The sequence below is a fragment of the Leptospira alexanderi serovar Manhao 3 str. L 60 genome (assembly GCF_000243815.2).
Taxonomy (GTDB): domain Bacteria; phylum Spirochaetota; class Leptospiria; order Leptospirales; family Leptospiraceae; genus Leptospira; species Leptospira alexanderi.
Genome location: NZ_AHMT02000047.1, coordinates 40001 through 52500, shown reverse-complemented (window position 1 = coordinate 52500; position 12500 = coordinate 40001). Strand labels below are relative to the sequence as shown.

Here is a 12500-nt window from a genome sequence, read left to right as displayed (position 1 = left end):
CCGCGTTTTTTCTTTTTTTCGCAGGTTGCGGCAATCGACTCATTCGTAAGGACGCAATCGCTCATATCAACGAGTACTATTCGGAAAAAATTTATTACCTAACAAAAGACAAAAAAGTTTCCAATACGGAAACTTTTAAAAAGGGGATGCTCGTTCGGATTTATGTGGAATCGACTCCTTCTATGGTAAAAGTCAAATGTTATCCTGCGGATCATAAAAGAGAATATGCTATCGGAAGGATGATTGTTTATCAACTGAATGACGAATACGGGAATAAAAAGATTACTATAGAGGACTTAGATAAGTTGATAGCCAATGAACTTGTGGAATATAAAAAGAAAAAATAAATCCTCTACAGAAGCAGGATCAAGATCGGCTAGATCCGTATCCGATATTAAAAAAGTGAATGGAAAACTTTTCTTTATTCCTCTAATTTCTTCTTTGGTTCTCGGTCGTCCTATTTTTCCAGATCCTTTAAAGAATTACGACGCTGAGATTTCGGAATATACCAATAAAGATTCTTCCTTCTTTTCTGATAAGGAAGAACGTAAAATTAAACAATTATTTTCCCAATCCCCTGAAAATTGGCAGGAGGAAAAATATTCCCTCAATTATCATAAGGATAAATCCAATTTAGAACTTCCGAGTTTTATCAACGTCAATAAAATCATTTCCTCCAGAATCATAAGTCATAGTGGGATCATCTATAAAAATTATATTGTAAAACCGAAAGATTCTCTTTCCAAGATCGCAAGAGATATGAAAACTTCGGTTCAAAAAATTATCTCTACAAACGGTCTGAAAAAGAATACTACGCTTCAAGTCGGACAGAATATTTCTATTCCGGTTCAAGTGCGTAACGCAAGTCGCGAAAAAGTGGAATTTCGTAGATTTTTTGTACATCCGGTCTTGAACGCAAAGATAACTTCTCGTTATGGAAGAAGAAAAGATCCATTTCACACTGGTTTCCGCGGCTTTCATACCGGTTTGGATTTTGCAGGCGCGCAAGGCGCTCCCATTCTTGCAGTTGCAGACGGAATTGTATCTTTTGCCGGAGTTAACGGAGGTTATGGGAATACGGTTATCATCGATCACGAAAACGGTTATAAAACAATGTATGCCCATTGTTCGAAAATTACGATTGATCAGGGAACGAAAGTCAGCACTGGCACGGTCATAGGTGCAATTGGCAGAACCGGATCGGCTACGGGGCCTCATCTTCATTTTGAAGTCTTTTTAAACGGAACTAGGGTAAATCCTGAAACTGCTTTGAAAAAGGCATTGAAGATTGTTACACCTTTAGATCCGAATAAATTTGCCAGATTGTAATCCAAATAGAAATTGGGAAGTATTCCAATTTCTTGAAAGAAATTTGCTAATCGAATTCCTATGAACGCGATTTTTTTAGAACTCAGGAAGAACACTTTCTATACGCTTATTCCTGTAATTTTATTCTTTTCTTATTCTCTTTCCTATTTTCTGAGGGCCGTTATTCTCGCTTTTTTAAATCCAAGTGTTCAAGCAGTGAACTCTAACGTAGGTTCGGTTCGCAAAATGGGTCCGGAAACTATCAATCGAGCACTTTCTTCTTATGAAGAAATGGTTCAAGGAAATTTAATCCGAGGAGTCGTCTCTAAAGAAGGGGAAGTTCCTGTAGAAGGTGAAATGTCTGCCGCTCCCCCGGACACGGGAGAAGGAGAGGATATGAAAGTCACTGGTACCTTGAGCGGGCACTGGTCCTTTGCTCGGGTTACGATCGTGGAAAAAGGAAAAGCCGAATCTCAGGAGTTTGGAATTGGTGAGACTGTCAGTGGATATAAGATTCGTTCGATTGCGCTTAACTACGTCGTTTTGGAAAAGGGAGGAGTCACTCTCAAAGTTGAAATCGGCCAAACCCCGGGAGAAGCAAGAGCTAAACTAAGTCTGGATGCCAATACGAAGGAGGGCGAACAACTTCCTACCGGAAATACGATTCGAAAGGTTCTTTCTAGACAGGATGTAAATCGTAAGCTGAAGGACCAAGCCGCGATCTTTAAGAATGCAAGATTTGGCCCTGCATTGATTAATGGAAAGATCACCGGTTATAAAATCTACAGTGTAACACCAGATCACATCTTTTATGCCTTAGGGGCTAGAAATGGAGATATTATCAAACGAGTAAATGGAATGCCATTAACCGAAACTGAAAAAATGTTAGAAATCTGGGGAGCCGTAAAAACTGCCGATAAGATTACAGTAGATGTAGAAAGAGGTAGTCAGATTCTCACCTACGAATTTATTATCAGAAATTAAAAAAATGTACGGAACAATCAGTCAATTTTCAATCTTTAGAATATTCTCCATTCTCATACTTTTGTTTTTAGTGTGGGACAAACCAGTATTCCCTCAGAGCAAGAAAAAATCTTCCGTTAAGACAAGATCGACGACCGCTCCAGAAGAACCGGCAGAAAAGAGCTTTTACGCAAACTGGAGAGACACCGAGTTAAACGATTTTCTCAAAGGGATGAGCGCTATCTTAAAGAAAAACATTCTTTTAGATGAGAGTTTAAAAGGTAAAAAGATTACGATCATTTCTCAAAAAGAAATTCCGATTAAAAATGCATTCATCTTTATGAAATCGGTTTTAGAGTCGCTTGGTTTTGGTGTGGTGGAAGAACCGGATTTGATTTCGATTGTCAAGATTAAAGATGCACTTGCAAGATCTCCGGTGGTCCGAGTTGGAAAGGAGCTAATTCCGGAAGCGGAAGTAGGCGATTACAGAACGATCACTCAGATTATTCCTATTGAAAATACAAAACCGGAAGAACTGGAACCAATCCTCAAACGTCTGACTTCTCCGAATACGGACGTAATCGTTTATAGAAATACGAACACGATCGTTCTTTCCGGTTCTGCAGCTGACATCAATAAATTGTTGGTTTTAATAAATGAACTCGACCTGAAATTGGAAGAGGCAAGTCCGGGGGCGATCGCGTCCGCCGGTGATGTGCACATTTATACTCTGGAACATAGTGAGGCCGAAAAGATCGCGGCCACTCTCGTTAAATTGGATAACCCTGTGGTTCAATCCGAAGAATTAAGCCCTGAGAAAAAAGTTCCGGGGCAGATACCGATGAAAGTGGAAAAGATCAAGGCGGTAGGTCATAAAGAATCTAATTCCGTCATTGTAACCGCAACTAATGCCGAATGGGCCGAGATTCGAAAGATCATCAAAGTTTTGGATTCCGCTCGAAAACAGGTTCTCTTAGAAGTGTTGATTGTGGAGCTTACCTCTAGCGATTTGAACGACTTTGGGATTGATTGGAGATATAAGGGAGAAGCTTTTGGTCAATTCAACTCGGGTCTTTCTAAAGAGGCGAATGTCATCAATTCAAACGGACAGATCAATCCGAATGTCAACACACTCAGTGGTTTCTCTTTGGGGTTCTTAAAAGCAGGTTCGGAACAGATCATCGGAATTTTAAGCGCTAACCAAGGAAATGAAAATTTCAACGTATTATCCGCTCCTCAGGTACTCACCGTGGACAATCAAGAAGCGGAAATCAGTGTGGGTCAGGATGTTCCGGTTAGGACACAAAGTAGGAATGCCGGTACCGGCGGAACCAATGCGGTGACGGTGGACAACTACGAATATCGTCCGACAGGTATCAAACTTAAGTTTACTCCGCATGTGAACAAAAACAATAGAATTACTCTCGAACTCTTCCAGGAGATCAAGAATATCGCAGAGATCGCCCTTTCCGGAGGAAATCCGACTTTCAATCGGCGCGAAATCAAAACTTCCATTTCCATCGAGAATACTCAGTCTATCGTTATCGGGGGACTTATCTCAAATGACAAACAAAAGAGGATCATTAAAATTCCTCTGCTCGGGGATATTCCGTATTTAGGTCATCTTTTCAAAAGGACCACCGAAAAAATTAAAAAGACGAACTTGATGGTTTTTATCACACCGCATATACTAGACAGCAGAGAAAATGCGGATAAGATGACCGTGAAGAAAAAGATGCAACAGGAACAATACGAGCTCGAAAGAGAAAGAACCCTCAATAAAGAAAAAGAAATCAAATCTCTCTTTGATTTCTTTGAAAAAGAGGATTAAAATTTGAAAACTCTCGGAGATATCCTAATCGAAGAGGGGATCATATCCGAAAAAGATCTGGAAGATTCCCTTAAGGTTCAGAAGAAAAATAATCTTCCGCTCAGTCATATCATTCAGAAAAAAGGAATCGCCGGAGAAACCGATATTCTCCGTGCCTTATCCAAACTCTATCAGCTTGAATTCAGGGAAAAGCTTGAGTTTACTGGAATGGAAGACGTATTCTTACAAATTCCGCTGAAACTCCTTCAAAGAAGTAGGATTGTTCCATTTCAACTTTCCAAAAAGACGATTCGAGTCGCCGTGTCTGATCCGTCCGACCTGCATCCGATGGACGACGCGCGGAATTTTTTAAAAGGATATAACGTAGAATTCGTTCTCGCTCCGGAGCCGGAGATCATGAGAATCATTCATTCTCAGTTCGATACCACCTCTTCATCAGCAAAAGAAATGCTAAATGAGATGGAGGGAAGTTTTTCAGAACTTGCGGAAGCTTTTGAAAACGAAACTCTCGACTTAAGTGACGATGCCCCCATCATCAAGATGGTGAATGTGATTCTTTCGCAGGCCGTCAACGAAAGAGCTTCGGATATTCACATCGAACCGTATGAAAAGTCACTCGTGGTTCGCTACAGAGTGGATGGGATTTTGCATAATGTTCTCAGTCCTCCCAAATCCTATCATGCCGGAATCTCTTCTAGAATCAAGATCATGTCGAATCTGAATATCGCAGAGAATCGACTTCCTCAAGACGGGAGAATTAAACTCAGACTTGCTGGAAAGGATATCGATATTCGGGTTTCTACGATTCCTTGTCAGTTCGGAGAAAGGATCGTTATGAGGCTTTTGAATAAAACGGATCAAAAGTATTCTTTGGATACGATGGGGTTTTATCCCGACCTCATCAAGTCGCTTCGTTCTCTAATCTATGAACCTCATGGAATTGTTCTCGTTACGGGACCGACCGGATCTGGAAAATCCACCACACTCTATTCGGCGCTCAGCGAACTGAACACAGAAGAAAGAAACATCATCACTTGTGAAGACCCTGTGGAGTATCAGATCGAAGGAATTTCTCAGATGCAGATGCAAGAGAAAATCGGTCTTACGTTTGCTACCGGTTTAAGAGCGATCTTACGACAAGACCCGGATGTGATTATGGTGGGGGAGATTCGAGACGAGGAAACCGCGAGGATCGCGATCCAGGCTTCTCTTACGGGTCACCTTGTGTTTTCTACACTGCATACGAATGACGCGGCTAGTGCGGCGACCCGTTTGATCGATATGGGAATCGAACCGTATCTTATCACTTCCACAGTTTTGGGTTTTATGGCTCAGAGACTTGTACGTGTCATCTGCACTCAATGTAAAGAGGTTTACAAACCCACCGCTTCGGAATTGGAATCGATTGGAATTTCTAGAAAGGCTTTAAAGAACGGAAGCTTACACAGAGGTAAGGGTTGTTCTCATTGTATGGGAACCGGTTTTAAGGGAAGGACGGGAATCTACGAGCTTTTGTTAGTGAATTCTCACATTAAACATGCGATCCTACAAGGTAAGGACGCGGGCCAGTTAAACGAGATCGCACTCGAACATAATTTCCAAACTCTAAAAGATTACGGAGTCAAAAAGATAATCGACGGAGTGACTACGATCGACGAAGTCCTCAGAGTAACCTAATTCATGGCCATTTATTCTTACGTTGCTTTTAATAAAAAAGGAAAGGAGGAGAAGGGGATTGTAGACGCCGCTTCTCTCCAAGCCGCAAGATCCAAACTGAAGAACAAGGGTCTATATGTCCGTAATATCTCCGAAGATTCCGAACGAAAAGACAGGGAACTTTTTCCATTTCTAGCAAAATACTTTTATAGAATTCCTCGCAAAGAAGTTGGTCTCTTTTCTAGGCAACTCGCTACGTTACTCGGTGCTGGAATTCCTCTGGATAAATCTCTTTCCAGCATCGTAGAACAAACGGAAAACCAAAATTTCAGAAAAGTTCTTACCGGAATGCAGGCAAATATCACGGAAGGTTCTTCTCTATCGGAAGCGATGAAAAAACATCCCGACGTGTTTCCCAGTCAGTTTCCGTCTCTTGTCGCAGTCGGTGAAAAAACCGGGGATTACGAAGCCACTTTGACTAGACTTGCCGAACTCGAAGAAAAATCGAGCGAACTCAAAGCAAAGGTTCAAGTAGCGATGGTATATCCGTTCATCATGGGTTCTTTATCCATCTTCGTTACGATCTTTTTATTAACGGTAGTTATTCCACAGATTCAAGAATTGTTTCTACAGTTCGATGCGAAACTTCCTTTGATCACTCGAATCGTAATCGGAGTTTCGGACATTCTGATCGGATTTTGGTGGCTTCTCCTTGCCTTGGGCTTCGGCACCGTTATGAGTTTTATCTATTACAAAAACACTCCGAAAGGAAAACGGAATTGGGACGAGTTCGTGTTGAAGATTCCGATTTTGGGTTCTCTTGCACGCAAAGTTCTCGTGAGTAGTTTTGCAAGAAACATCGGAATTCTTTTGAGTAACCGTGTTCCCTTGATTACTACACTGATCATCGTGGAAAAAATCGTGAATCATTCCATCTTCGGAGAAGAAATTAAAAACGCGGTAGAAAGAATCAAAGAAGGAGAAAAACTTTCCGCATCTTTCAGCGGGTCCGTAATTCTACCTCAGATGGTGGTTGGTATGATTGCCGCCGGAGAAGTCTCGGACCGAGTTCCGGAAATGATGAATAAACTCGCGGATATTTATGATACCGAAGTAGATACCGCGATTAAAACAATGACACAATCCATGGAACCTTTGATGATTGTGGTTATGGGTCTTTTGATCGGAACGATTATGGCATCCATTATGGTCCCAATGTACAACTTGACGCAGCAACTTCAAAATATATAGCTTTAGATTAAGGAGAATTGAATTGAACCGATCCAAATTAAAAAGAAAATACAGAAAAGGTCTGACACTGATCGAACTCGCCGTTGTTGTGATCATTTTAGGTGCTCTGATTGCTCTTGTTTATTCCAATTTCCGTCCAGGTGAAATCAGCGATGATACCGCGGTCCTCAAACTAAAAAAAGACGCCTACGAACTTCAATCGCATCTTGAAAGATACGCGCAACGTTACGGCACTTATCCTGCCGACGAACAAGGTCTCGAAGCTTTGGTGGAAAAGCCTACTACGGGAGATGTTCCCGAAGATTGGAAACCCATACTGACCAAAAAGTCAGCGATCAATGATCCTTGGGGGACTCCTTACAAACTCAAAAGAGACGTGAATGGCGACATTCAACTCATAACCATGGGCAAGGATAAAAAAGAAGGCGGAGAGGGTAAAAATGCTGACTTCAACATCCTTAATGAAGACGAATATCCTATCGACTTCCGCAGAAAGTAATCCTATCTTTCCTTTCCGGTTATGAAGTTACAAAACATCCGGAAAGGATTTACTCTAATCGAGTTAATCGTTGTTATTGCGATACTTGCGGGGTTAATTAGTATTCTTGCAAGTACCGCCGCGAATTTCATTATTCCTTCCGGAAGTGATGCGGCGCAAACTCTAAAACAAGCGGCCGAATTCTGTTATAAAAAGTCCATTCTCACGAATACTACGATGATATTGGAATTGGATATAGACAATGACACTTATGCTGTCAAGAAATTAGTTCGAGACGAAAGTGGACTTAAGGAAATCTTAATTTTTAAGCCTCAGAAACTTCCTTATACTTCCGAAATTATCGACATCACCGATATTCGAGGTTTTCGATATACGAAAGGAATCATCAAAGTTCCGTATACCTATCTCGGAATCTCAGCGGATTATAGTGTTCATTTAGGAAACGATCCTTCTATTTACAGAACCTTAATCCTTTATCGATATGGAGGGAAAGCTTCCGTATTGGAAGGAGAGCAGTTTCATACTTCTTCGAATTTGGCGACCGATAAGAATTGGAAAGAGCAGGATGATAACGAACAGCAACAGCCGTAAATCCGTTTCTTTCCGGATTGCAAAAATCATACGTCAATTCGGATTCTACAAAACGAATTTGCATCGTAACGACGAAACTCGTTCGATCGGAGATTGCGCATATTCGTCGAAATTGATCCGAGGAGGTTTTAATTTGATCGAGGTTTCCATTGCTCTTGCATTAGCTGGAATTGCAATGACATACACTTACATGGTTATCTCCAACGGAATCAGACAACAAAGAATGGCGGCTTTAATTTCAAACGCAGTTCATCTCGCTAAAATTAAAATGGCTCAGATTGATTCTGTGTCGGTGCTTCAATCTGATAAAACCACGGGAGATATTCCGGGTTATCCCGGGTACAGTTTTGAAACGACGATCAATGAGGAAGAGATGGATCTTATGAAACTTGCCGGAAAAGAAAACAAAAAACCGGAGGATCTGCTCGGTGGTCGGGATTCGGAGATGAATAAATTGATCATGAAAAGATCAGGACAGGCAAACCAAGGGGCGGCTACTGCCGGAATTATCCGAGTTTTCAGAATTAAGGTTACGATCAAATATCCCACTGGAAATGGAATGGAATCTTACACTGCGGAAACGTTTAAGTCCGCGCAATATTAAGAGTTTAAAATGAAAATGAAGAATGCCCACTTCAAACGAAACGGTTTTACCTTGATCGAAATTTCGATCGTGGTGATGATTTTGGGCGTCATATTTGTCGGAATTTTTTCTACGTATTACACCTCTCTTAGAATTTCCAGAGAATCTTCTTCTTCCGGAGGGGCAGCAAAAAGGGATATTCTTCTTGCGATTGAGAATATTCGAAGTACGATCTCGATGACATACTTTCATCAAACTCAGAGAAGACTGATCTTTATCGGTAAAAACGAAGGAAGGGGAATCGATCGTAAAGACCGTTTGGATTTTGCGGCCACACATCCGAATTCGGAAGAGACTTCCATGCCGGAAGTGAGAGAAGTCTCTTTCTACTTAAAACCGATGCCGGATAACTCCGATTATAATCTACTCATACGTAGAGAGGATGAGATGGTGGATCGTTATCCGAAATCGGGAGGAACAGAATATACTTTGTTGACTTACGTAAAAAGTTTTCAGCTCAGGTATTCCAGAACCGGAGCGAAATGGGAAGACGAATGGGATTCGAAACTTACCAAGTCGATTCCGAGACTGATCCGAATCGAGTTGATCGTAAACTCGGGAAAAAAGGAGGTCCGTTATGAAACGCTCGCGTTTCCGGGAATTCTTTTTAAATAATATTCAAATTTTATTAAACTCGATTCGAAAGTTTCCTTTTACTTTTTTGAATACACGGAAGAACGTTTCAAACGTTTCGTTTACTTTTAAAATACGAATCGGTTATAAAAACAGATCGTTGTTGATTTTACCGCGACGAAACATTCGCAAATCCAGGGAAGGTTTTATGGTCGTTATCTTAGTGATGGCGATCGGTACCGCCTCCTTTTATACGGCTACGGAGTTCGGAGAACTTTCCTTGGGGGAACTGAGAGTCGCTCAAGCAAATGCGGACGGGTTCCGGGCGCTTCTTCTTGCAAAAGCGGGTTTCCAAGGGGCGTTGGGTGCGCTTAAGAAAATTCCGGAGGAATACCTCTACAAAAGTGGAATCGCACTCAACCCTCCGCCTTTGCCGTTGGGAGGCGGGACCATTTATTATAAGATCAGCTCCGAAGACGGAAAGATCAATTTGAATTCTCTTTTGAATCAGGATGACAATCAACAGAATCTGCGTTCTGTAGAAATGCTTTCGAGACTTTTTGATCAATTTGGTATCAAACGAGAAAAACTCTTTCCGATCTTCGACTGGTTGGATACCGATCTTCAGGAAGTCGGCGGAGGCGCGGAAGACGGGTATTATTCCTCTCTAAAACCCCCTCGGAAGAATAAGAATTCCTTTATGTATTCTCTTTCGGAACTCGTTTCTGTCAAGGGATTCGATAGGGAAACGGTTTACGGTTCTCTAAAGCCGGCAGACTTTGATCAGAAATATTCCAAAGCTTTTCAGTCGGAAGAGGAACGAGCACTGATCGGAGATAACGATTTCGTTTTAGCGAATAACGTGACCGCGTATATTCCTTCCGGACAAAATTCGGATGATAGAATCAACTTGAACGGTGCGCCATATTTTGTTTTGATGTCTTTATCCGATTTTATGACCAAACAGGCCGCTATGAGAATTCTTAAATTCAAATTGGAACGTGGCGGTTTTATCAAAGAACTGAAAGATCTGGAAAAATTTCAGGAATTTCAAATTCCAACCGCAGGGGGATTGACCCTTTACAAGGAACTCGCAGGAGAAGGAACCGATGTTTCGGGAGGAAGGGTGAAAACCAAGGGAGAAATTTTTCGAATCGTAGCAGTGGGTCAAGTAAAAAATACAATTCGCAGAATCACGGGTATTTTCGATCTGACCAATAACCAGATGCTTTATTATATGGAAGACTAAAAAACAGATGTTTATTTACGATCAATTTCTTGCAATCGATTATGGAACAAGTACGATCAAAGGCGTACTGTTTCAAAAAGTTCTCGGTAAGTTAAACATTCTACGTTCCGAGATTATGAGTATCTCTCATGGAGAAGAGGACGAATACAAACACAATATTCTTCGTTTTATCAATTCCTACTTTCCTGGCGAAACGAGTATCGTTTTGAATCTTCCTTTGAGCCGTCTTTTTGTAAGGGAGTTTTCTATTCCTCTTACGACCGTAAAAGCGGTTCGGGAAGTGATTCCTTTTGAAGTGGAAAACAGAATTCCGTTTCCCATGGAAACCGTCGAAGTAACGGGAAATATATGGAGAATTGATCAGGAAAAATCGAACGTGATTGCATATTCGGCGCACCACAGCGAATTGGATTTTATCACTGCACCGTTTCTCGGAAGCAATATCATATTTAGAGGTTTGTTCGTGGATTCGGTGAGCCTTGCTTCCGTTGTCTTCGAACATTCGAACAAAGAAATCACTCATAAGAAATCTGTCCAAGTGGACATAGGTGGGCGAGTTACCATCTTAAGTATTTTGAATGAAGGAAAAGTCGCTCATACCAGATATATTTCCATGGGTGGAGACACTCTTACGGAACAAATTGCATCCGACTTAAAGATTCCTTTTGAAAAAGCGGAAGCGATTCAATTTTCTCTTCAATTTGAGCCGTTTGCGGAAGAAGGGGTTGATCTCAATTTGTTTGCGAAGGAATTCAAACTCAAAACAATCGATATCAAAAAAGCATTTCAAAGTGCCGTAAAATTCGCGGAAAAACTTTCATCCGAAATTAACAGAAGTATCGTGTCGATGAACGAGGCTGAAAGACCGGAAGTTTTATATCTTTCAGGTGGTGGAAGTAAGATCCGAGGAATCGAATCCTTTTTCGGAGATTCTCTGGGACTCATCATTCGTAGATATGATTTCCTTTCTTTGAACGGGGATACTTTCTCGACTTGTTTGGGAATGGGTTATCATTTCGGATTTCCGAAAAAAGATAAGGTCGATTTTATAGATACCCCTCACGTTAAGCGAATCAATAAGAACATTCTAAACTTAGATCAGTTTAGGCCACATTTGATTTTTTCGGGAATTTCTTTGTTCATTCTAATCACGGTTTTTTTTGTAGGAATCGTAGTCGACAAACGGAAACTCAGTGCAGGCGACAAGATGCTTGCCGAAAAATTTCAGAAAGGTTTTGGCAGACCCGCTCCCGAAGACACAGATATATTAGAATATGCCACTAAACTTAAGAACGAAGAGAAGAAAAAAACTGAGATTTACAGATTATACTTAAGCAAACCGAGTATTCTTGACATCCTATTTGAATTGTCCATAAACTTTCCTTCTTCTGATATGCAGCCGTTTCAGTTAGACCAGTTCGATTACGATCAGGATCTCGTCAAGATCGGAGGAAAAGTAAACGAGTTCAGCGAAATAGGAGTTGTACAAAGATCTTTGGAAAAGTCCCCGATGTTTAAAGATATAGAGATTGTAGACAAAAAATTGATGCAAGGCGTTAAAAACTATAAAGTGTCTTTTATCATTAAGATGAAAGTCGTCAATAAACCAATTTCTCCGGAGGAATCGTTTTAAGATCGCCATGCTTGATAAATTAGAACCCAGAGAAAGACTGATCGTATTCGGAGGAATCGGGGCGATTCTTTTACTAATTGTGTTTTTGGCGATCCGCAAAGTGATAACTCTTCGTCAGGGGTTAACGGAAAGAGTTCAGGATTCGAGAACCGCCCCCGTAAAACTGGATAAGATTATTCAGGAGTTTAACGATTTCAAGTCTTTGGATTCTTCCGGAGGGGAGACCGACGTAAGCGCCGTTTACGCGAAGTTGGATGAGATTTTCATACGATATGGATTGAAAGAAAAAATTTCTACGATGAA

General features: G+C 41.1%; 13 protein-coding genes (2 of these 13 running past the window's edge). All 13 read left to right on the top strand.

Annotated features, from left to right (window positions below):
* Tightly spaced (at most 60 nt apart), the 13 genes in view from LEP1GSC062_RS14785 to LEP1GSC062_RS14725 form a layout consistent with a single transcriptional unit that may run on beyond the window.
* Window positions 1-347, top strand: the 3' portion of a protein-coding gene (locus LEP1GSC062_RS14785; protein WP_020984667.1) for a type II secretion system-associated lipoprotein. 28 nt of this gene lie to the left of the window's left edge; 347 of the gene's 375 nt are visible here — the last part of the coding sequence; the start codon falls outside the window, past its left edge; it ends in the stop codon at window positions 345-347.
* Window positions 322-1329, top strand: a complete 1008-nt coding sequence (locus tag LEP1GSC062_RS14780; RefSeq protein WP_139356856.1) for a peptidoglycan DD-metalloendopeptidase family protein — start codon at window positions 322-324, stop codon at window positions 1327-1329. The genes LEP1GSC062_RS14785 and LEP1GSC062_RS14780 overlap by 26 nt, the downstream gene beginning before the upstream one ends.
* Before the next feature lie 60 nt (window positions 1330-1389).
* Entirely contained in the window at window positions 1390-2292 is a 903-nt protein-coding gene (locus tag LEP1GSC062_RS14775; protein WP_010578993.1) for a general secretion pathway protein GspC, read from the top strand.
* A 4-nt stretch (window positions 2293-2296) separates the two neighbouring features.
* The gene (gene gspD / locus LEP1GSC062_RS14770; RefSeq protein ID WP_020984677.1) at window positions 2297-4102 is read left to right on the top strand and encodes a type II secretion system secretin GspD; all 1806 of its coding nucleotides are present in this window, start codon (window positions 2297-2299) and stop codon (window positions 4100-4102) included.
* 3 nt (window positions 4103-4105) lie between these two features.
* The gene (gene gspE / locus LEP1GSC062_RS14765; RefSeq protein WP_010578992.1) at window positions 4106-5779 is read left to right on the top strand and encodes a type II secretion system ATPase GspE; all 1674 of its coding nucleotides are present in this window, start codon (window positions 4106-4108) and stop codon (window positions 5777-5779) included.
* A gap of 3 nt (window positions 5780-5782) precedes the next feature.
* Window positions 5783-7009, top strand: a complete 1227-nt coding sequence (locus LEP1GSC062_RS14760) for a type II secretion system F family protein (protein ID WP_010578991.1) — start codon at window positions 5783-5785, stop codon at window positions 7007-7009.
* A gap of 22 nt (window positions 7010-7031) precedes the next feature.
* A complete protein-coding gene (gene gspG / locus LEP1GSC062_RS14755) occupies window positions 7032-7508 on the top strand; it encodes a type II secretion system major pseudopilin GspG (protein ID WP_010578990.1) in 477 nt (158 codons plus the stop codon).
* Window positions 7509-7529: 21 nt separating this feature from the next.
* On the top strand, window positions 7530-8099 hold the full coding sequence (locus LEP1GSC062_RS14750; RefSeq protein WP_010578989.1) for a pilus assembly FimT family protein: 570 nt from the start codon (window positions 7530-7532) through the stop codon (window positions 8097-8099).
* Complete coding sequence (locus LEP1GSC062_RS14745; RefSeq protein ID WP_010578988.1) at window positions 8074-8703, top strand: type II secretion system protein; 630 nt, start codon at window positions 8074-8076, stop codon at window positions 8701-8703. The genes LEP1GSC062_RS14750 and LEP1GSC062_RS14745 overlap by 26 nt, the downstream gene beginning before the upstream one ends.
* Before the next feature lie 9 nt (window positions 8704-8712).
* Window positions 8713-9357 carry a type II secretion system protein GspJ gene (locus tag LEP1GSC062_RS14740; RefSeq protein WP_010578987.1) on the top strand — a complete coding sequence of 215 codons (645 nt, stop codon included), beginning with the start codon at window positions 8713-8715 and terminating at the stop codon, window positions 9355-9357.
* Entirely contained in the window at window positions 9320-10564 is a 1245-nt protein-coding gene (locus tag LEP1GSC062_RS14735; RefSeq protein ID WP_010578986.1) for a type II secretion system minor pseudopilin, read from the top strand. The genes LEP1GSC062_RS14740 and LEP1GSC062_RS14735 overlap by 38 nt, the downstream gene beginning before the upstream one ends.
* 7 nt (window positions 10565-10571) lie before the next feature.
* Entirely contained in the window at window positions 10572-12197 is a 1626-nt protein-coding gene (locus LEP1GSC062_RS14730; protein ID WP_020984664.1) for a cell division protein FtsA, read from the top strand.
* A 7-nt stretch (window positions 12198-12204) separates the two neighbouring features.
* On the top strand, window positions 12205-12500 hold the 5' portion of the coding sequence (locus LEP1GSC062_RS14725; protein WP_010578985.1) for a hypothetical protein. The gene runs 235 nt beyond the window's last position; 296 of the gene's 531 nt are visible here — the first part of the coding sequence; the start codon lies at window positions 12205-12207; its stop codon lies off the right edge, out of view.